General features: G+C 29.7%; 26 protein-coding genes. 21 read left to right on the forward strand and 5 right to left on the reverse strand.

The genetic code is table 11. The features are described from left to right. Positions 1-12: 12 nt before the first annotated feature. Complete coding sequence (locus tag B3N22_RS01770; RefSeq protein ID WP_286904409.1) at positions 13-1,047, reverse strand: hypothetical protein; 1,035 nt, start codon at positions 1,045-1,047, stop codon at positions 13-15. Between the two features lie 654 nt (positions 1,048-1,701). Here B3N22_RS01770 and B3N22_RS01775 point away from each other — a divergent pair. Next, entirely contained in the window at positions 1,702-2,400 is a 699-nt protein-coding gene (locus B3N22_RS01775) for a hypothetical protein (RefSeq protein WP_286904412.1), read from the forward strand. A 12-nt stretch (positions 2,401-2,412) separates the two neighbouring features. Further along, on the forward strand, positions 2,413-2,853 hold the full coding sequence (locus tag B3N22_RS01780; protein ID WP_286904414.1) for a hypothetical protein: 441 nt from the start codon (positions 2,413-2,415) through the stop codon (positions 2,851-2,853). Here B3N22_RS01780 and B3N22_RS01785 read toward each other — a convergent pair. The 3 genes from B3N22_RS01785 to B3N22_RS01795 all read right to left on the reverse strand — a co-directional run bounded on the left by B3N22_RS01785 (position 2,850) and on the right by B3N22_RS01795 (position 6,036). Beyond that, positions 2,850-4,187: a hypothetical protein gene (locus B3N22_RS01785; RefSeq protein ID WP_286904416.1), complete on the reverse strand. Its 1,338-nt coding sequence runs from the start codon at positions 4,185-4,187 to the stop codon at positions 2,850-2,852. The two genes, B3N22_RS01780 and B3N22_RS01785, sit on opposite strands and share 4 nt — an antisense overlap. Further along, positions 4,177-5,574 carry a hypothetical protein gene (locus tag B3N22_RS01790; protein ID WP_286904418.1) on the reverse strand — a complete coding sequence of 466 codons (1,398 nt, stop codon included), beginning with the start codon at positions 5,572-5,574 and terminating at the stop codon, positions 4,177-4,179. The genes B3N22_RS01785 and B3N22_RS01790 overlap by 11 nt, the downstream gene beginning before the upstream one ends. Before the next feature lie 96 nt (positions 5,575-5,670). Further along, positions 5,671-6,036 carry a helix-turn-helix domain-containing protein gene (locus B3N22_RS01795; protein WP_286904420.1) on the reverse strand — a complete coding sequence of 122 codons (366 nt, stop codon included), beginning with the start codon at positions 6,034-6,036 and terminating at the stop codon, positions 5,671-5,673. Positions 6,037-6,198: 162 nt separating this feature from the next. On the opposite strand from B3N22_RS01795, the gene B3N22_RS01800 reads away from it, so the two are divergent. The 13 genes from B3N22_RS01800 to B3N22_RS01860 all read left to right on the forward strand — a co-directional run bounded on the left by B3N22_RS01800 (position 6,199) and on the right by B3N22_RS01860 (position 13,183). Continuing rightward, positions 6,199-6,393, forward strand: coding sequence for a helix-turn-helix transcriptional regulator (locus B3N22_RS01800; protein WP_286904422.1), 195 nt, complete (start codon positions 6,199-6,201; stop codon positions 6,391-6,393). 40 nt (positions 6,394-6,433) lie between these two features. Then, positions 6,434-6,718: a helix-turn-helix domain-containing protein gene (locus B3N22_RS01805; protein WP_286904424.1), complete on the forward strand. Its 285-nt coding sequence runs from the start codon at positions 6,434-6,436 to the stop codon at positions 6,716-6,718. A 103-nt stretch (positions 6,719-6,821) separates the two neighbouring features. Then, positions 6,822-7,262, forward strand: coding sequence for a helix-turn-helix domain-containing protein (locus B3N22_RS01810; protein WP_286904426.1), 441 nt, complete (start codon positions 6,822-6,824; stop codon positions 7,260-7,262). A gap of 13 nt (positions 7,263-7,275) precedes the next feature. Beyond that, entirely contained in the window at positions 7,276-7,668 is a 393-nt protein-coding gene (locus tag B3N22_RS01815; RefSeq protein ID WP_286904428.1) for a hypothetical protein, read from the forward strand. A gap of 129 nt (positions 7,669-7,797) precedes the next feature. Further along, a complete protein-coding gene (locus B3N22_RS01820; protein ID WP_286904430.1) occupies positions 7,798-8,568 on the forward strand; it encodes a ParA family protein in 771 nt (256 codons plus the stop codon). Then, on the forward strand, positions 8,546-9,544 hold the full coding sequence (locus tag B3N22_RS01825) for a ParB/RepB/Spo0J family partition protein (RefSeq protein ID WP_286904432.1): 999 nt from the start codon (positions 8,546-8,548) through the stop codon (positions 9,542-9,544). Before B3N22_RS01820 ends, B3N22_RS01825 begins: the two co-directional genes overlap by 23 nt. A 17-nt stretch (positions 9,545-9,561) precedes the next feature. Beyond that, positions 9,562-9,951, forward strand: coding sequence for an addiction module toxin RelE (locus B3N22_RS01830; RefSeq protein WP_286904434.1), 390 nt, complete (start codon positions 9,562-9,564; stop codon positions 9,949-9,951). 15 nt (positions 9,952-9,966) lie between these two features. Further along, positions 9,967-10,557: a DNA methyltransferase gene (locus B3N22_RS01835; protein ID WP_286904436.1), complete on the forward strand. Its 591-nt coding sequence runs from the start codon at positions 9,967-9,969 to the stop codon at positions 10,555-10,557. Between the two features lie 295 nt (positions 10,558-10,852). Further along, on the forward strand, positions 10,853-11,953 hold the full coding sequence (locus tag B3N22_RS01840; RefSeq protein WP_286904438.1) for a hypothetical protein: 1,101 nt from the start codon (positions 10,853-10,855) through the stop codon (positions 11,951-11,953). Further along, positions 11,946-12,326 (forward strand): single-stranded DNA-binding protein, encoded by a 381-nt coding sequence (locus B3N22_RS01845; protein ID WP_286904440.1) that lies wholly within the window; start codon positions 11,946-11,948, stop codon positions 12,324-12,326. Before B3N22_RS01840 ends, B3N22_RS01845 begins: the two co-directional genes overlap by 8 nt. A gap of 12 nt (positions 12,327-12,338) precedes the next feature. Further along, positions 12,339-12,572 (forward strand): hypothetical protein, encoded by a 234-nt coding sequence (locus B3N22_RS01850; RefSeq protein WP_021801674.1) that lies wholly within the window; start codon positions 12,339-12,341, stop codon positions 12,570-12,572. Positions 12,573-12,632: 60 nt separating this feature from the next. Further along, positions 12,633-12,830 carry an aspartyl-phosphate phosphatase Spo0E family protein gene (locus tag B3N22_RS01855; RefSeq protein WP_286904442.1) on the forward strand — a complete coding sequence of 66 codons (198 nt, stop codon included), beginning with the start codon at positions 12,633-12,635 and terminating at the stop codon, positions 12,828-12,830. 113 nt (positions 12,831-12,943) lie between these two features. Continuing rightward, positions 12,944-13,183, forward strand: coding sequence for an AbrB/MazE/SpoVT family DNA-binding domain-containing protein (locus tag B3N22_RS01860; protein ID WP_286904443.1), 240 nt, complete (start codon positions 12,944-12,946; stop codon positions 13,181-13,183). 140 nt (positions 13,184-13,323) lie between these two features. Here B3N22_RS01860 and B3N22_RS01865 read toward each other — a convergent pair whose 3' ends face one another. Then, the gene (locus tag B3N22_RS01865) at positions 13,324-14,247 is read right to left on the reverse strand and encodes a hypothetical protein (RefSeq protein ID WP_286904445.1); all 924 of its coding nucleotides are present in this window, start codon (positions 14,245-14,247) and stop codon (positions 13,324-13,326) included. Between the two features lie 283 nt (positions 14,248-14,530). On the opposite strand from B3N22_RS01865, the gene B3N22_RS01870 reads away from it, so the two are divergent. The 6 genes from B3N22_RS01870 (at position 14,531) to B3N22_RS01895 (ending at position 20,080) form a co-directional block, all read left to right on the forward strand. Continuing rightward, the gene (locus tag B3N22_RS01870; RefSeq protein WP_286904447.1) at positions 14,531-15,187 is read left to right on the forward strand and encodes a DUF998 domain-containing protein; all 657 of its coding nucleotides are present in this window, start codon (positions 14,531-14,533) and stop codon (positions 15,185-15,187) included. Positions 15,188-15,213: 26 nt separating this feature from the next. Next, positions 15,214-15,456: a hypothetical protein gene (locus B3N22_RS01875; protein WP_286904449.1), complete on the forward strand. Its 243-nt coding sequence runs from the start codon at positions 15,214-15,216 to the stop codon at positions 15,454-15,456. A gap of 101 nt (positions 15,457-15,557) precedes the next feature. After that, entirely contained in the window at positions 15,558-16,028 is a 471-nt protein-coding gene (locus B3N22_RS01880) for a sigma factor-like helix-turn-helix DNA-binding protein (protein WP_286904451.1), read from the forward strand. A 519-nt stretch (positions 16,029-16,547) separates the two neighbouring features. Further along, positions 16,548-17,615 carry an Ig-like domain-containing protein gene (locus B3N22_RS01885; RefSeq protein WP_286904453.1) on the forward strand — a complete coding sequence of 356 codons (1,068 nt, stop codon included), beginning with the start codon at positions 16,548-16,550 and terminating at the stop codon, positions 17,613-17,615. Between the two features lie 20 nt (positions 17,616-17,635). Next, positions 17,636-19,078 carry an Ig-like domain-containing protein gene (locus tag B3N22_RS01890; RefSeq protein WP_286904455.1) on the forward strand — a complete coding sequence of 481 codons (1,443 nt, stop codon included), beginning with the start codon at positions 17,636-17,638 and terminating at the stop codon, positions 19,076-19,078. Between the two features lie 246 nt (positions 19,079-19,324). Next, the gene (locus B3N22_RS01895; RefSeq protein ID WP_286904526.1) at positions 19,325-20,080 is read left to right on the forward strand and encodes a DNA adenine methylase; all 756 of its coding nucleotides are present in this window, start codon (positions 19,325-19,327) and stop codon (positions 20,078-20,080) included. The last annotated feature ends 123 nt before the right edge of the window (positions 20,081-20,203 follow it).

Genomic DNA, 20,203 nt, shown 5'->3' on the forward strand with positions numbered 1-20,203 from the left:
ACATTTGGTGAATTATACTTCTAGTAGCGTACGTTTATTAATTTGATAAAGTATTTCATTATTGGCTCCCCTTAATATACAACCGCAAATAAATAAGGTTAAGTTTTTTGCAACCTTAGGAGTATTTATGTCAATTTGTCCCTCATTTGAGATGGGTATATTAAGTTTTTGTTTTAAAAAAGCTAAAGTTTCTTTATCTTTTTTCTTAATTTTATTAAGCTCTGTTTTATCAAAATCAGCAAAAAGATTAGGATTTCTTCCAGCAAGAGAAAATTTCTCAATTAATGAGTAAGAGTCTTTTGATAATTTTAATTCTTCTTTTATTATATCTAAACTTTCTACGCATACAGCTTTATTGTGCTGTTCAAAGCCAAATATAGCTTCAACATTATGCTCTATAAAGAAACAAGAGCTATCAAATACTATAATATGGGGGTAAAGTGGTAGTCTCAAAAAAGAACTGCTAACTACATCAAAACCTTCTATATCATCTTGCGAATCAACATTAAACATATATAGCCAACCCTTAGGATTATATATAGGAGAGCATTTGTTTATTATAGTTATCCTTTTTTCATCATTTGTTATTAATTGAATTGCTGAATATCTAAGTCCCTTATAATCTTTTTCTCTTTTAGCAAATTGGTTAGAGGTCTCTAATTCATTTAGTAAATATTGAACTTTGTAGTTGCTTTGCTTTAGCCCTTTAAGTGTTCCTTTTTTTACAGATGCTTTAGTAAAATCTAATGAGGATAAATTAATATAATCAATAACATTTTTTGAATTACCTACATTATATTCCTCATAAACTGTATTATCTTTATCTAAAAATTTATACTTAAAATATGATAATATGTCTTTAACTGATTTAACAACATCTCTTTTATCCATAGATGTGTTATAAAATTCATATTCAAGTGATATTAATTTATTATCACTTTTAGGTTTTTTTGATTTAAATGCATAGAGAGTAGCGCTTTTTATTTTCTTTTTCTCAATACTATCAATTATAGGGCTTATTAATTTAGTTAGATTATCATTATTCATTTTAGCCTCCAAAAAATTGTTTATGATATATTTAATAAGTTTATAAATTAATCTTTATTGATTATTTTTATCAGCAAGCAAGTCATTAGAACATGCATGTACTATATTATTAGAAACCTAAGAATCAATTCCAAAAAATTATAATAAGTCTTGTACATACCAGTTTTATGTAATAAGTCTTTTGATCCCAAAATGCAACAATAAGCTTAAAAGTTAAAGTCTATTACATATATCTTATGTAATTATATTGTAATGCAAATATTTTGCGAAATCACAAGAATAAGGTCGAATAAAAATATTTTATATGGTAGTTAGATGCTGAAAACCTAAAGGTGTCCGTGGCGGACACCTTTTAAATTAATTCTTATTTTATTATATTAAGATTATCCCTTATATCGAAAATATCAATAATGTTTGAATTTTATTTTTTTATGTCTAGTACCTTATTATTAGATTATTTCATATATATTTTCTAATATTTCATTATATTTATGATGTTAGTATGCCAAAATAAAAGAAAGAACATATGTTTGACCAACGTGTTTTAGTATGGTAAAATTTATATATAGATAGAAAAAATCAATAATAATGTGCTATAATGTAATGTAAAGTATTTGTTAGTAGTGAATAATCTAAAAGAAAGTAGGGGAAATAATGAGTAACAAAATTAAAGCTATGGATATAATTTTAGCTCTATTATATTTACCTGGTAAAGAAAATAGAATTAATGAACCTATTATTGGTAATACTAGATTTACAAAAATGATATTTCTTTTTGAAAAAGAAATAAAACCAGTTTTAGGTAAAAAGATAGACGAGGGCAGTATGCCAGAGTTTATAGCATTTAATTATGGACCATATTCTAGAGATTTAATGGATCAGCTAGAATATTTAATTAATCTAGGATTAGTTGAAAAATGTAGAATTGAATCAACTAGTATTGATGCGAACTATGAAAATAGATTGAATGAATTAGACAATATAGTTGATGATTTATTTTATGATACAGAGCAAATGGATATTGATTCTTCGTATTTTAATTCTTCATTGGATGTGTCAATAGCATCAGATGTAGATGAGGATGAAGATGATCCATATGGAACATATAACATAACACCAGATAATGATATAGAAGATAATAAAGAATCTGAATATAGACTTACTGATAAAGGAATTCAAGTTTTTGAGGAAAAGGTTAAATCTAAATTTGAAGGATCCAACTTAGATTTTCTTGAGAAATTTAAGAATCGAATTACTACATTAAGTTTACCAGCGATTTTAAGTTATGTATATAATAAGTATCCAGATTATGCGGAAAACTCTTTAATAAAGGAAAAATATCTTAAGAAGTAATGTGGTGATTTTATGACTGAGACAGAAATGGTATTAGATTGTTATTATAAACTAACATCATCTAATAGGTTTAAAAGAATTGTTTTAGAAGTACCATATTTATCTAGGTGCATAGATATGGTATTAGTAGATAGGGATGACAAAATAATAAGTATAGAATTTAAGTTAAAGAATTGGAAAAAAGCTATTGAACAGGCACAGGATCATAAACTAGGTGTAGATAAAGCTTACATATGTATGCCAGACAATAAAAGAGAATGTTCAGAGGCAATGTACAACTCATTGGTAAATAGTGGGGTAGGATTATTCGGTTATGATCCATTAAATACAATTCCTATAATAGAAAAAGTACCTGCACAATTGATAACTGATCATTGGAAACCATACGTAGAAAGTTTAAAAAATAAAATAGAAATAATTAATGAAATACAAAAAAAAGAAACTCTTGCTTAAGCAAATGTTTCTTTTTTTAAGTTGCTAAAATATTCTTCAGCACCATCATAGTAAAAATTTACTTTTTGATTTCCAAAAAGAGACTTATACCTATTTGGAGGTTGGATTATGTTTTTAGCTAAACTTTCAAAATTAGTATTATCAGAAGTTTCTTGAAGATAGTTAATTAAATCAGTTTTTATTACAGGGTTATCATTATTACATAGAACAACATCTATCTCAACATCTGATCTCATATTTTTTTTCAGCAAATATCTTAAGTCAAAATCAGCATCTGGAAGTGAATACCCAACAAAAACAATTTTCGTAGCTTCTGAAATTTCAATTCCAGCATTAAACCATACATTACTTAAATGGACATTTGAGAAGTCCTTTAAAAAAGTTGGAGTTATAATAAGACTTGAAAGCTCATGTTTTAATCCATTAGGTTCACAAAAGTCACAATTCTCCTCTAAAAGAGCTGTTTTGTTTCCTTTTTCATCAACTGCATGCATACAGTTAAATGCTATATTATTTTTATAGCTGGTAATAATTCTATTACAGTTACTACAAGTCAACCAATTAATAGAACCGTGAAGTTTTAATAATTTTATATTAAAATAGCCTTCGGCTTTTAGTTTCGGAGAAGGGGGGGAGTCACTGTCCTTATCGTAATTGTAAAAACATAAATCAGGCATCAATTTTTCTGACTCAGTAGATTTTTGTTTGCATAGTGAATACAAAGATAGATCAAGTAATGTATCCCAATTTAAAGTTATTATAGAAAAAGGATCTTCAATTTGCTCATGCATTTTTGATCTCAGATTAACAAAATAATCTGAGATATTTGAATAAACTCCTTGATTTGCTTTAGATTGAAAATATTCAAGAATATATATTATACAATTACTTAATGAATATTGTATTTTTTGTAATTCGACTAAATTATAATTAAAAATGCATTGCTTATTTAATAGGGCTTTATCTAAAATTGTAAATACATCTTCCAGACTAATATTATTATCAGATAAATAACTACTTAGAGCATCATATGTTTTCTTAGAGTAAGGCTTTAATGCGTGTCTTAATTTATTGCTTCTTGGAACGAAATTGCTTATTATAAATTCTGCTAGTTGGGACCTAAGTATAGCAAAAACTTCATAATATCTATAATTAAAAGTTGTGATAGTTATATTCTCCATACCAAGAAAGCTGTCTAATTGATCCAGTTTATAAATATCCAAATCATCTTCAGTATGTGTAAAAATCTTAATAAGAAGTTCATTTTGCATTGGTAGTCCAGCAGCTTTTGAAGCCCCAGCACCAAATATAAAAACTGTTTTATTATTTTTCATCGAACAACAATTCCTTCCAAAGTAAAAGATAATATAAATTATCGGAATATACTCGTTTAATTTTCGTATACTCAATATATGCGTCCTCTAAAGATTCAGCCATCTTTTCGAATGAAAATCTAGATACTTCGTGGAATTCTCTGTTTTTACTAAATAAATAATGATATAGGCAAGCTTCTTTAGTCTCTTTAGATGCATAAGGACGTCTTTGAATGATTCCATTCAATTTGACATTATAAAATAATGAGTTTTCAAAAATAGTAAAGTTTTCAATATCATTTTTTAGAATATCTTTGCATAAAGGGCAGGCACAAATTTCTTTATGATACTTTAAACAAGAAGTAATAGAATCAAAGTTTCTATATTTTGTTCTAATAAGTTCAGAAGCTGTTTTGTAATCTACTCTTTGATGAATTGGATAGAAATAATATTTAGAAGTAGGAATACCACCTCCAACAGGTGCTACAGCTCTAAATTCACCATACTCTAAGCCATGTCCAACACCATACAAACCAAATCCTAAATCTTCTTTATATCCTGCTAATAGTATTGAGAAAAAGCCACCGTAAAGATTAATAATTTTTCTGCTTCCGATTGATAGATTTTTGGTAAGATAAATAAATTGTTCGAGACAATAAGATGAAACAGTATGTTCATCAAAAGAATCAATCCAAATTAAAATATTTGTATCTGGAAACTCGTTATATCTAGAAATAATAGCATCTAAGGAATGCTTATCAACTAATAAGTCTTTTGATATAGTAATTTGAGCGTATATTTCTCTATCATAATTTAGTGTTTTTGAAATTTTTAGAAATTCTATATTTAAATCTAGCCATTCTTTATAACTAGGTGGGGTTAGATAAAAATAAGGTGCTATTAAAAATTCTGGATATAATTGAGTATAGCTTGGACTATCTTCAGGTTCATATTCAAGATAACCTTTTTTCATAACGACATCATAAACAGTCTTATTTTGAAAATCTAGTACATTTCTACAAAAAACTTCTCTTAAGGCTCCATTTTTGAAATCATCATAAGAAACAACCTCATCATTAGATAAAACTTTTTCTTCTAAAGGTTCGCCATAACTTCTAATCATTTTTTCTACAGACTTTTTTATAGTAGCAATTTGCTCGTTTTTACCTTTGCTTTTTATCATATCTAAGTCTAGTTGAAAAGCATAGGTGATTGGATCAATAAAAAAACCTCTATCTGAATTTAAGATATTTTTCAAAATAAAGTTAGTTAAAGCATTAGTTGAATGTGCTAACATATTACCATTTATTGCAAGTAAATCGTAAGGATTGTTCATATTTTCTATAAACTTTTGATCAGCATTTGTTCCATATCTAAGAATGTGAAGAGGCTTTTTTTTCTTTGACATTAAATCTCCCCCTTTTATGTAAATAAGTATTTTATATTTAAAAATTATACAGTAATAACGTTAAAAGTAAGTGTCCGTCACGGACACCTTTATCTTTTATTCTTTCTTTCCATACTTCTGTTTAACAAATTCAATGAAATTATCTATTTCTTTCCTAGCTTCTTCAGGAAGTTCTTCATCATAACCATTATTGTTATGTAGTGCTATTGTGTATTCACTATCAGAAGAAGATGGTATTTTACCTATAGCCTCTAAAAGTTCTTGAAGTGTCATACTCATAGCTTTAGCAACTTTTTCAATCACATCTAAAGTTGGTTCAATAGGTTTGTTAGTTCTAGTATCAATTCCTTTTTGTAATTTTCCAACGTAAGTATGGCTTATAGTAGCTTTCTCAGCAAAATCTCTCAATGAAAGATCATTTTCATTCATGTATTGAGTAATTATTTCTCCTAAAGTTTTCATAACAACACCTCTATAATAATTATACCCTCTGTAACCTATCGTTTACAAAAATAAAACACAAATATTTTGTATAACATAGTTGACAAAGAAAAGATTTAATAATATAATCAAAATTGTAAACAATAGTTTACTTACCTAAATCCGTTTATAGGAGGAATAAAATTGAGTAATCTAGTAAAACAACAACGTGAATTATTAAAAATGTCTCAGGAGGAATTAGCTAGTAAATCTAATATATCTAGGGTATATTTATCAAAAATTGAAAGGGGAAAGAGTATGCCGTCCTATGCTATAGCTAGTCAAATATCAGCAGCACTAGGAAAAAAAGTGAATGAAATTTTTTTAACTAATATGTAAACTATAATTTACTTAGTATTAAAAAGGAGGTAATAAATAAATGAAAGCATATTCAACACACGAAGCAGCAGAAATATTATCTGTATGCAAAGACACAGTGGTAAGAGAAATTGATAAAAAAAGAATTAAAGCATTTAAGGTTGGACGTGATTGGAGAATCCATGAGAGTAGCTTAATGGAGTACATGGATGTTGTAGCTAACAACTATAAGACTAAAAAGGAAGTTGAGCTTGAACAAAAGCTTAAAGAGCTTGAGAAAGAAAATAACAAGCTTAAAAATGTTCTTGTAAAAATCAGTACAGCTGTTGTTGAAATCAACACTTAAGAAAAAGAGCAGAGTAAGTGGGAACCCTGCCAAAATAGAAATTTATATGTATTTAGATGTGATTAACATAATTTAATTATAAATGACGAGAGGTATAAAAGGAATGAATGAAACATGCGTAAATTACTACAAAACTTGCAGAGAGAATGCGGGTTTAACTCAAGCTAAAGCTTCTGAGCTATTGGGAGTTAGTGAAAGATCTATATCAGACTATGAGAACAACAAAACAAAAGTTCCAGATGAGATAGTGGATAGGATGGCTATGGCTTATAATACCCCACTGTTAGCATGGTGGCATATCAAAAATAGCAGTGTTTTAGGTAAGTATTTGCCTGAAATAATAACACCACAAACCAATGTTGATATGGCATTTCAGACTATACTTGCACAGGATGAACTTGATCCTGCTGTAACATCCTTAAAAAAGATAATGTCAGATGGAATCATATCAGAAGATGAAAGGCTAGAATTTCATAGCAGCATAAACAGAATAAATAGTGTGGCAGGTAAGCTGATTTCAGTTGTTACTTTTGCCAAAGATTGAGGAGGAAATTTATATGAAAGAGTATTCAAACATTATATTTGATATATCCAAAATGAAAGATAATGAGGAACACGCTTTTAAAATACCAGAAGACTCAACTATACATTTTGGAGCAGCTATTTTAGGTAAAAAACTTATAACTTCAATTAAATTTAGAAAGGTCACTTTTGAAGATAAGGATGAAAGCTTATTCATTGAAGCATTTGCAGGACATATAACGGTAGCAACAATAGTGGATGATATTCCATATACGTTAGTTTTAGGTGATGATAACTATTTTGTCATTGGCCCTACAGAAATATATCTAAAAAAGGGCAAAAAAATAAACCCTTATAAAAAGAGTTTATCTTCTTATGTAATTTTTAGGACTACGATGCTCGAACATCGTAGCTCCATTATAACATAATTAAATATTTGATGTAAAGGAGCTTATAAAAATGAGAAAGATTAAGGTTGAAATGAGATCATGGATAGATCCTAAGACAGGAAAGAAAATTGTAGCGATAGCTGGAAAGAATTTTTAAGGGGTGATTTTATGGGAACAAGAGTTATAAGTTTTTTAAACATTAAAGGTGGAGTAGGTAAGACTATTTCCACTACAAATATAGGAGCTGCTTTAGATAAGATGGGTTATTCAGTTTTGATTATAGATATTGATCCACAATCTAATGCAACCAAGTATTTATCAAGTTATAAGGAAAATGACTTATCTAGCTATGAACTTCTAAAAGGTGAAACAGGAATTTATATAAAAGCTACAAAGTACAATGCCCTTCAAATAGTACCAGGTAACATAAAGCTTATCATGGCTGAGAATGAGATAATGCTTGATACTAGAAAAGCTAGAGAAACAAGACTTAAGAAATGGATAGATTCATTAGACCATGAATTTGACTTTATATTAATAGACTGTCCACCATCATTAAACATCTTAACTACTAATGCATTAGTTGCATCTACAGAGGTACTAGTACCTATTAAGATAGATAAGTTTGCATTAGATGGATTTGAGTACCTAATGTCAGCTATAGAAGAAACTAGAGAAGAATTCAACCCACACCTAAACTTATTAGGTGCATTTATAACCATGGACAAGTCAACAACAATCAACAGAGATATAAAAGCAGAACTAGATCAGATACTTGGAGATAAGTTTTTAAAACAAACAATAAGAGAAAATGTTGCTGTAACTAAAAGCACCTTCCATGAAACACCAGTAATATACCATGATCCTAAATCAAATAGTGCTAAAGACTACATCAAACTAACGGAGGAGATAGTAAATGTTCTTACAAGGGTTATCTGAAAAAGTTAATAGCTTTGATGCAAAAGATAAGTTTTCCCTTTTAGAAATAAACATAGAGCTGTTAGAACCATCTACCAATAACTTCTATGGAATAAGGGAAATTGATGAACTATCAGAATCCATAAAAGAACAAGGCTTACTCCACAACCTAGTTGTAAGAGAAAAAGAAGGAAAGTATGAAATACTCTCAGGAGAAAGAAGGTACCACGCATTAAAGAAATTAGGCTTTAAAAAAGTACCATGTAAAGTACAAAGGAATCTATCAGACATAGAGTCAGAAATCCTATTGATTGAAGCTAATGCAAGAACTAGAGAACTTACACCTTCTGAATTCATGAGAGGTATTAGTAGATTAGAAGAAATCTATAAAGCTAAGAAATCCAATGGTGAGCAGATAGAAGGAAAAACAAGAGAAGCAATAGGAAAAGTATTAGGTAAATCAGGAACTCAAGTAGGAAGATATCAAAAGATAAATAAGAAGCTCTCAGAGGATTTAAAAGAGGACTTAGACAAAGATAAGCTAACAGTAACCCAAGCTGAAATAATATCTAACCTAAAACCTCAAGAGCAGAAAGAAATAGCCAAACAAATAAAGAATTTAGATCCAAAAGAATCAAAAGAAGAAATCAGCATCCTCATAGAAGGAATTAAGCAGCCAGTAGAAAAAAGGCGAGATAAAGAACTATTAAAAGAGATTTATCCAGAGCCTAAACCTAAAGAGAAGAAACCCAAGACAACTAAGATTGTCTTTGAAAACAAGGAGCAGCTACAAACAATACAAGACCTTTGTGAACAAATGGTAAGAACACTAAAGAGTATGCTGCCCAAAAAAGGACAGAAGTGGACTGAGTTTGATCATGAGGTTAAGGGGCAATATGATGCCTTTGACCTGATGAGAATAACCTTGAGAGATCATGGATATTCGGATGGGTTGGTTTTTGAGATGCCAGGGATTGAAAGTGAGGAAGAAGATTAAATGATAGGAGAAGTAATATGGCAGCTGTTAAGAAAGTGAAATATAAAAGATTAACTAACGCAGAGAAAAAGTTTAATAAAGATATAAGAGAGCAGCTTAGAGAAGATGGAATATTACCACCAATAAAACCTAAGCTTAATAGAAAGAAATTCTCAAAAGAAGTTATTGAAGAGTTTAAGGAGTTTGGTAGTTATTCTGACTTAAGAAGCTTATATGAAGCTATATCGTGGATGCTTCCATCAGACATTGAAAGAAAAGTAACACCAGAGCAAATAGGCTTAGTTAAGACATTAAAACTAGCCTTAGAAATAAAGAAGTTTAAAGAGAAGAAAGAAGCAGAGGGGTTAGACACCTATAAGGTAGAAGAACTTTATGAAGAAGTAGTTAAGCCTATAAAGAATTTGTAGAGTAGGTGAATTAAGTTGGAGAATTGTAAAATAGAGAATCCAATATACACAGTACATGTTGGAAGTAATTCAGGATTGATTAAGAATGTAACAGATTTATATTTTATTAAAGGCGATAGAATTGCTGATGTTACTTGGGGTAAAGGAGTATTTTGGAAAGAAGTAGATAAATCAAAATATGAAATAGTTGGTTCAGATTTAAAAACAGGTATTGATTTTAGATACTTACCCTATAAGGATAATTCATTTAATCATAGTGTTCTAGATCCTCCATATGCAAGAATAACTAATTTGAAAGGTATGGTTGAATGCTATAACACTACGAGATTCACTACCCATGAAGATATAATTCAGCTCTATAAAGATGGTTTAAAGGAATTAGTAAGAATAACTCAACCAGGAGGATTTATTCTTTGTAAGTGTCAAGATGAAATATATGCAGGAAAGCAAAAATGGAGTCATATAGAGATATACGAAATTGCTAAAGCTCTTGGATTATATGCAAAAGATTTATTTATATTGGTTAGTGATAAGAAACCCAAACCTAGATATAAGCAGCAACATGCTAGAAAGATACATAGTTATCTTTGGGTATTTGAGAAATAAAAATAATCTTTTATAGTTGTAACTTTAAACAGTTAAACAACTAAACAATTAAAACTTTATAAAAAGTTATAAAGTTTTAATTTACAAAAGAAATAGAGAAGAACTCATTATAGGATTGAATGCCCTATATAAGCCATTCATTAGGATTTGTAAAATATTATGTTTAATAACCATATAACCAGTTAACCAGAAATACAGATATCCAGATAACCAGAAATACAGATATCCAGATAACCAGAAATACAGGAAATAAGAAAAAACAAAAGAAAATAAGCTTTTTGAATAGGAGGTAAATATGGCTAAATTTAGATATGTTTATACAGATTTTTGGAATGATACAAAAGTTATAGAAAGATTTACACCAGAGGACAAGTTATTTTGGCTTTATCTTTTGACTAATTCACACACGAAGCAGATAGGTGTTTATAGGGTACCGAGGAAGGTTTTAGCCTTTGAGCTTGGGTATAGTATAGAATCAACTACGTCTTTGCTAGAACGCTTTGAGTACAACTATAAACTGATTAAATATAACAAAGATACTGGTGAGGTTGCTATAAAAAATTGGGGTAAATACAACCTAGTTAATGGTGGACTACCTATTGAATGTTGTATAAAGTCCGAATTAAAAACTATAGATGATAAAGATCTTGTCTTATATGTACTTGATGGAGTAAAGAATGAAAAATTAAAGTTATTTATCATTGAATGCTTAAAAGAATACGGTACGTACTACGGCACCTATGACGACACGTACCACGATACGTCAACAGAAGAATCAAGTAAAATTGTCAATGTGGAAGAAAATAACAAAGGGCGAAATCAAGCCATTCCTACGGCACGTACTACGATACGTGGGGAAAATAAAAATGAAAATAAAAATATAAAAGAAAAGATAAATAATATATATAGTGTGCAAGACACTTCCTCAGATGAAACATCTGAGACTTTACATGCAAATGATACAAGCAAAGTTTCATATGAAGAAATCATAGCTCAATATAATGCTATCTGTAAGTCCTTACCTAAAGTTAAGGCTAGGTCAAAAGCTCGTGATAAGTCTATGAAATCTATTTATAGAAAACTTAAAAGCCTTGAAAAGATTGCAGAGCTATTCTCAAAGGTTGAAGCTAGCGATTTTCTATCTGGTAGGGATGGGAAGTGGTCAAATTGTGGCTTTGATTGGATATTAAAAGAGTCTAACTATATAAAAATTCTTGAAGGTAACTACGATAATAAATCAAAGACTCAAATGGCGAACCCAAGTAATAATACAAGCTATCAAAGCTCTAATAAGGGCAAGTTAAGGTTTGATAATTTCACTGGCCGTCAATATGACTATGATGCCTTAGAGAAAAAGTTATTAGGCTGGGATGATGAGGAGGATAAAGATGAATAAAGTAGTTCTTATAGGTAGATTGACAAAAGATCCAGAGCTTAAGTTCACACCAGGTAATGGAACAGCTGTAACCACAGTAACATTGGCGGTGGACAAGTTTAATTCATCAACAGGTAAGAGAGAAGCTGATTTTATCTCGATAACAATATGGGGTAAACAGGCTGAAAACACAGCTAACTATATGACCAAAGGTAGCTTGATGGCTATTAGTGGGAGAATTCAAACAAGGTCTTATGATGGGAAAGACGGTACTAAGAGATATGTCACAGAAGTAGTTGCAAATGAAGTTAGTTTTTTAAGCTATAGAAAACAAGGATCTATACCAAGTTTTGATGATATGACTCCAACAGATGATGGTGATATACCATTTTAGGGGAGGGGTTAAATGTCAGTTGTTTTAAGTGATAAAGAGTTTGATGTTATATCCAAGTTCTACGACTATGCAGATAAACTCTATCATCATGCAGATGAAATGCAGTTAGTAACTCAGTACAAAGGTGAAAAGATAAACTATCTAGCCACTTTAAGATATAAGCAATTAACCAAGGAAATTCTTGATAAGAAGCAGCAAGAATCAAAAAGTGTCCGTGACGGACACCTTAAGAAATTAGTGAAATAAATTAACAAAAGAAATATGCAATATAGATAATTAAATATCGGTGAACATTAGGGGAGGAGAATGAAGATGATAAAAGTACTATCGATAATAGAGAGAAAGCGAAGAAGTTTACATAAAGCTATGGATATGTATGGAATTAGTGACAATAGGGTATTAACTAAAAGTATAGAACTTGATAAACTTATAATTATAGAGCAAAGGAGAAGATTATGTTTATTAAATACTGCCAAGTCTTTCAATGCATGTGCAACGAAGTAAAAGACATTATAAAAGGTTATGAGGTTGTATGTAGCGCAGAATGTCATAACTGCCATGAAAGCAAAGACTTGAAAAAAGAAGAAATCGAAGAATAAATTTTTAGGAGGATAATTATGAAAAGCACAGGAATGGTAAGAAAAGTGGACGAGTTAGGAAGAATAGTAATACCAAAGGAGTTAAGAACAGTAATGAATATAGACATTGCAGACTCACTTGAGGTATTTACTGAGGATAAAACAATGATCTTAAGAAAATATAACCCAGGCTGCACTATCTGTGGTCACATAAAAGGTGGACAAGAGTTCAAAGGTAAGTATATTTGTGAGGATTGCTTGGAGGGGATGAGGAAGTAGGAGCTTTGATTTTTGTTCTTTGAAAAGCGAATAACCGGGGTTAGAGTAATATAAAATTATTGTGAAGTAAAATTCGTTCTAGTATTTAATTTAGATATATAAAAAACACCCTTTAATAATTTAAAGGATGTTCAATATATTTAAGAGAATGGGGTTATAAGAAGATTTGAGCTGTTTACTATAGATTGAGTAATATTATTAGCAGCAGTAACCTCAGTCCTAATAGTATAAATATCAGTACTAGTTATTGCTGCAGAATCTATAAAGGTGTAAGAAATAGGAATTCTTTCAGTAGTATCAGTTGATAGAGACTGTGTTAGTCGTGTAAAGTCTATCAAAGTAGCATTTTTATAAAGACGGAGCTGTATAGAAATTTGGGAATCTACATTTTGTGGATGTTCGTATACCAGACTAAGTGAGACATCTATCTTTAAGTTTTGTCCTGCTAACACAGGTACTGATAAAGTATTTAGAGTCACTTCTGTTAAAAAAGGTGGATAAATAACAATATTATCAGTAACTCTGTTGAAGAGTATTCTATTATTTTCAGCAACACCAGTAGCTCCAGTGACACCAGGTTCGCCAGTTGCGCCTGTAGCACCAGTAACGCCAGTGTCTCCAGTAGCACCAGTAGGTCCAGTAACACTAGTTGGAGAAACTATATCATCTTGTACTATAACAAGATTTGCTTTAACTGGGGCAAAGTAGCTTAGAACTGCTGTTCCGTCACCTATATAATTTAATGTTACTGTAACAGGTGCAGAGGTTACATCAATGATTCCAAACCCAATAACCTCACTAGTTTTTGCAGGGGAATTTCCTTCAATTAAATCCCCCTGAGATGAACTTAATGCAAATGAAACAAAGTTTGGGGTTGTAGATGTTTGTGTTGCTATCCACCAGTTTAAAATATAACGTCCAGCTTCAGTAAATGTTATTATACCAGTAGCTGGATCATATACAATATTACCTGAATTATAAACTATATTATCAAATACTACACTTGAACCAGAGGGAATATATTGATCATTTAAACGTTCAAGATGTAAAGCTGAATTACTCATATTAAGCCTCCTTATATAAAAATAATCAGGTCTAAAAATAGCCTGTGTTTTATACTATGGATATTAAAAAGATAATGTGTCGATGAGTGTAAAAAAATATGTTTATAGGGGATTATGAGTAATGTTAGTTCGCAATTCAAAAATAATATCGAGTAATATAAAATTAATGTGAAGTAAGTGGTTCTTTGAAAAGTGAATAGTGTGACATTAGGAAATATATTTTGGTTACTTGTTATATGATATAATTAGGTAATTTAACTATGAAATGAGAGGTCACTTAAATATGATAAATTACAAAACGAAGTTGGTTCAAAAAATCGGAATTATATGTGGAATGTTAAGTTCCATAGTATATATTTTTCATGTATTCTTAGGGGCGAATATGTGGGGAGAATATTCTTCTATAAAGCAGCCAATTAGTGATTTAACTGGAGAAGGAGCTCCAAATGCTGAACTTCTTAGGATTTTTACTAGTATATATGGAATATTAACAATAGTTTTTGCTGTTACTTTATATTTAAGCATAAAAAAATATGCAAATATGCCTTCTAAGATAGGAATGATTTTGTTAATTATAATGGAAATTTCATCATTTCTTGGATATTCATTATTTCCACTTGATGAGACAAATGCAGGAATGACATTTCAAAATCTAATGCATATTATTGTAACTATAATAGTTGTAATTTCAACTATTGGCTCAACATTTCTTATGGGGACAGGCTTTAGAAAAATAGAAAATATGAGAAAGTTAGGAACATTTATTATCGTATGTGGATGTATAATAACAATTTCGGGAGCTTCCACAGGAATTATTATATCAAACTCTATTCCTATTTTAGGATTAATAGAGCGTATAAATATTTTTACAGTGCAACTAATGATTTTTATACTATCATTTTTTTTAGCAAGAAATAATAAATACAGAATAAAATTGTAATTAAATAGATTAGAAATGAGGTAAAAATGAAAGGAAAAAGGAATACTGATAAGCTAGTAACTATATTGCCTAATATGGATTTTTGTTGGTATTCAAAAGATATTGAAAGAGCAATAAGGCTTTGGGAATATGGTACAGGCATAAAAGAAATGTCTAGAATTTTAAAAAGAAGTTGTGAAGAAGTCTTTATGTTGCTAATACATTTATCCTTAGAAGGTAAGATAACTCAAAGAGAAGGTTATGTATGGGGAATAAATAATTTTAATTAAACAAAAAAGAGAGCTGCAAGTTTCCAGACTCATAAGCTCTCTTTAAACCTCATTTAGTTACATATATATTATAACATAGATGTGATTAAGGAGGAAGAAATTTGATAAGCCAAGGAAAGTTAATAGAAGGAATGTTAAATGATTATATAGATTTAGAAAACTCAATAAAGAATTTAGAACTAGACATTGAAGAACTAGAAAATGATTATGTGGGTATATCATCAATAAGTATGGGGGAGAAGTCTAGTCATACATATAAAATAAATAGACCAACAGAAAATGAAGTTTTAAGCAAGGAAGAGAAAATAACAAGACTAAGAGAGCTTAAGAGATCCAATGAAATAAGAAAAGAAAGAATAGATAATGCTCTAAATGTATTAAGTGATAATGAGAGGGATGTTATTTACTTTAAATATCTGAAGTTTAGAAATAAGTCTTGGTGTTTTGTAGCCAAGCAGATGGATCTTAGTGAAGCTTGGGTAAGAAGATTAAGAGATAAAGCTATTGATAAGATGATTCCAATAGTTTATCAAGGAAAGAATGAATTAAGTAGAAAAATAATATCACTTTAGTACTTATAATAGTCTAGTTCTTTAAAAGCATCTATGAGTGGGTAGGTGCTTTTATTTTGATTTGTAATAGATATCTGGAATTTTCCAGTTATCTATAAAATTAACCCTTCAAAAATGAAGGGTTAAAATATCTAACTCAACAAAATTGTGAAATTAAGTTATTTTAATAAGTCATGTTGGGAAATCCAAAGTTGAAAATATACATTGCAAATAGTAACTAATAGTTGTTAACAGAATGTTTATCATGATGACACACTAAGGACACATAGACGCAATATAATAAAATCATACGATAACCATAAGTTTTTTTCATTATTTGTTTCCTTTTTATAAAGCAGTCACTGTTAGGTGGCTGCTTTTTTGCTGTCCATTTTAATGTGAGTATAATTATATGTACAAAATTTACTTAAATTATAAAAAACAAAATAATATGTGGGAAAATGTAGTAAATAAATCCTTGAAATTACAAAAACATACAATATATAATATAAACAGATTAATTTTGAGGGGGACGTAATAATGAAAATACAATCAAAAAAGAAATTTATCGCATTTAGTTTAGTAGTAATATTAGCAACTATATTCTCTTTAACTTGGATACAGGGGGACAGAGTTTCAGCTGCAACTGTTGGCCAAGTATTGACATCTCCAGAAACCGGTTGGAGACGATTTGATGATACAGATTCTAGAATAAAGTACATGGGAGAGAACATGGCTGGCCCACCAAAAAACACTAATTATTTTAATGGTGGATATAATGGATACTTATTTTCTGATAAAAGTCTTTTAGATTCAAACTATGTTAAATTTAGATTTTACGGAACAAAGATAAGAATTATATCAGACCAATCTTATTACAGAAGTAAGAATATTTGTATTGAGATAGATGACGCAGTATATAGATTTTCCGAAGGAGTTACTAATGCAAATGATATAAAGTATCAGGTGTTAACATATGAAAACACAAACTTAAGCCAAGGAATACACAGTGTGAAAATATATATGGATACAAACACACAGCCTAAAGTTCATGATGGAGTATCATATTCATTTTCAGTAGACGCTATAGATATAGATTCAAGTGGATATTTAGTTACTGATGTATCAGAAATATCATTAAATAAAACATCTTCAAGCTTAAATATAGGAGAAACAGAAGATTTAATAGCTACAGTGAAACCAGATAATGCGTCAATCAAAGATGTTACATGGTCATCAAGTGATGAAAGCGTTGCTACAGTAGATGAAAATGGAAAAGTTACAGCAATAAAGGCTGGTAATGCAACAATAACAGCTAAAACAACTGATGGAAGTAATTTAACTGCAACTTGTGATGTAACGGTTGTTCAACCTAGCAATGATAGAGCTATATTAGCTATAACAATGACTAATGGTCAAACTAAAGAATATGATTTACATAATAGTGAAATAGAATCTTTTATAAATTGGTTTGATAGCAGCAATGGTAAAGGACAACCTAAGTTTGGATTCACTAAAAAGATTCAACCATACAAAGAAGTAAAAGAGTATGTTGTGTTCGATAAGATATCTTCATATGAATTTAGAACATATACAGTAAGCAATTAGTATTTTAGGAGGACGTAATAATGAAAAAAAAGAAAATTAAATTTGGAATAGTGTTTTTGGTAGTAGTTATTTTAATAATAGGCTGCTTTAGTAATATACAATATGCCAAAGCTGTAGGTGTAAGTGAGTTGATAGGAGTAAGTAATCTTAATGGTACAGAAGAGAATAGTGCAGTTGTAGGGGATATTTTAAAGCTTCCAGAGAAAGGATGGAAGAGATATGATGATAGAAACGAGAGTATTAAGTATACTAATTTTAGACGTGGAAATTTATCAGATGCTTATAATTCAAGTTATGCTGAAATGCTTGCAAATAATGAAAGTGCTAGTGTAACTTTTAAGTTTTATGGAACAAAATTTAGAGTTATGGGTTTTATTTCTTTACTTTATTCTACAAACATACAAGTAAAAATTGATGGAGATATTGTTGATTCATATTCACCATACGGTGCTACAAGAAGATATCCAGTTCTATTATATGAAAAAGCAAATTTGGGATTAAAAAACCATACAGTAACATTACAAATTATAGATATAAAAGAGTCAGGATATTCGATTGATGCGATAGATATAGATGAAGCAGGATATTTAATAGATGAACCAATAGTTAACTCAAATGAAATATCATTAAATAAAACATCCTTGAATTTAAATATAGGACAAACCGATGATTTACTAGCAACTGTAAAACCAGATAATGCGGATAATAAAAGTGTTACATGGTCATCAAGTGATGAAAGCATAGCTACAGTTGAAGAGAATGGAAAAGTTACTGCTATAAAAGAAGGTAGTGTTACTATTACAGCTAAAACAGCAGACGGAACTAATTTAACTGCTACTTGTGCGGTTAATGTAATTACAAATAATGAAATTGTAACTGTAGAGTCAGAAAAAGATAAACTAGCACTTAATAGCGAATTTACTACAGATATAGTTCTACATAATGTTAAAAATATTTATGCAGAAGATTTTACTGTAGCCTACGATAAAGATGTATTTGAATATATAGGTTATGAAGATGTAGAAGGATTAAAAGTATTTAAAGAAATAAAAGATACTGACAATGGAAAACTTAGATTTATAGTTGCTAGTTTAGGTGAGGAAAATGGAATAAATGAAGATAAGGCAGTGGTAAAGCTTAAGTTTAAAACTAAAGCAAGTGGTAAAGGTAAAATAGATGTATTAAAAACACGTATATCTGATAATGAAGCTCTTGAAAAAGACATATTAGAAGAAAATTGTGGAGAGAAAGAGTTTGAGATATTTGCTGATGTCAATAGAACAGGAGATTTTACATTAATAGATTTAGGTATTGATGCATATTACTACGGAAAAAATGTTGATGATACAGATAAAACTAAGTATGATGCTGATGTAATATCGAATGGAGTTATAGATGATGCTGACTTAGCAGAAATAGCAGAGCAAATGATTAAAAATGATAAATATGAACTAAATAACTAATTGAAGAGAGTCTTTTTAGGCTCTTTTTTACACTTAAAACTAATGATATTAAGCAAGTATCAGAAAAGTAGCAGAATAATATCACTTTAGTATGTAGAATAGTTTCATTTCTTTGTGATATCATTTAAAATGTGATAATAAGTTGGTTCCTGAAAAGCATCTATAAGTGGGTAGACGCTTTTTTATTTTGGTGTAATGGGCGGTGTATTTAACCTAATCATCAAAATAGGAGTGATATTATTGACAATGTTAAAACCTCCAATATGTAGAATGGGAGGAAAATCAAAATTAAGAAAAACTATAATAGAAATGATACCAGAGCATACTTGTTATATAGAACTATTCTTTGGTGCAGGGTGGGTTTACTTTGGAAAAGAGCCTTCAAAAGTTGAGGTCATAAATGATGTAGACAAGGAACTCATAAATTTATTTAAAATGATAAAGTACCATGCTCCAGAAATAGAGAGAATGCTAGAATATGAGTTTTCAGGAAGAGATATATTTGAAGAATATAAAAACTCTACAGTTGAGAACTTAACAGAAATAAATAGAGCTGTAAGGTTTTTATACCTAATAACACAAAGCTTTGCAGGAAAGGGTGGGGTTTATGGTTATGGAACAACTAAAATACCTTCACCACAAATTTTTTATAAAAATAAATTAGATGAAATTAAATCAAGACTAAGAAATACCTATGTAGAGAATTTATCCTTTGAAAAGATAATAGATAAATATGATAGAGAACACAGCTTTATATTTGCAGATCCACCTTACTTAGATGTAACTGGATATGGTAATGAGTTCGGAGAAAAAGAGCATTTACTACTTCGAGACAAGCTATCAAACATAAAAGGAAAATTCCTTTTAACAATTAATGATCATACAAAAATCAGAGAACTCTATAAAGAGTTTAATATTAAAGAAGTTCAAGTACAATACTCAGTAAGCAAAGAGAAGAAAGCTAGAGGGAAATATAATGAACTCATAGTCACAAATTATTAACCGCTAGTTTATATAATTGACACTGTAAGGACACATAATGTTTATATAATAAATTCATAAGTTGAAATTAAGTTTTTCATTATTTAGTTCTCCCTTTTAATGGAGCAGTCACTGTTGGGTGGC

Origin of the sequence: Clostridium sp. UBA1652 (genome assembly GCF_002320975.1) — a bacterium.
GTDB classification, from domain to species: Bacteria; Bacillota; Clostridia; order Clostridiales; family Clostridiaceae; genus Clostridium_T; species Clostridium_T intestinale.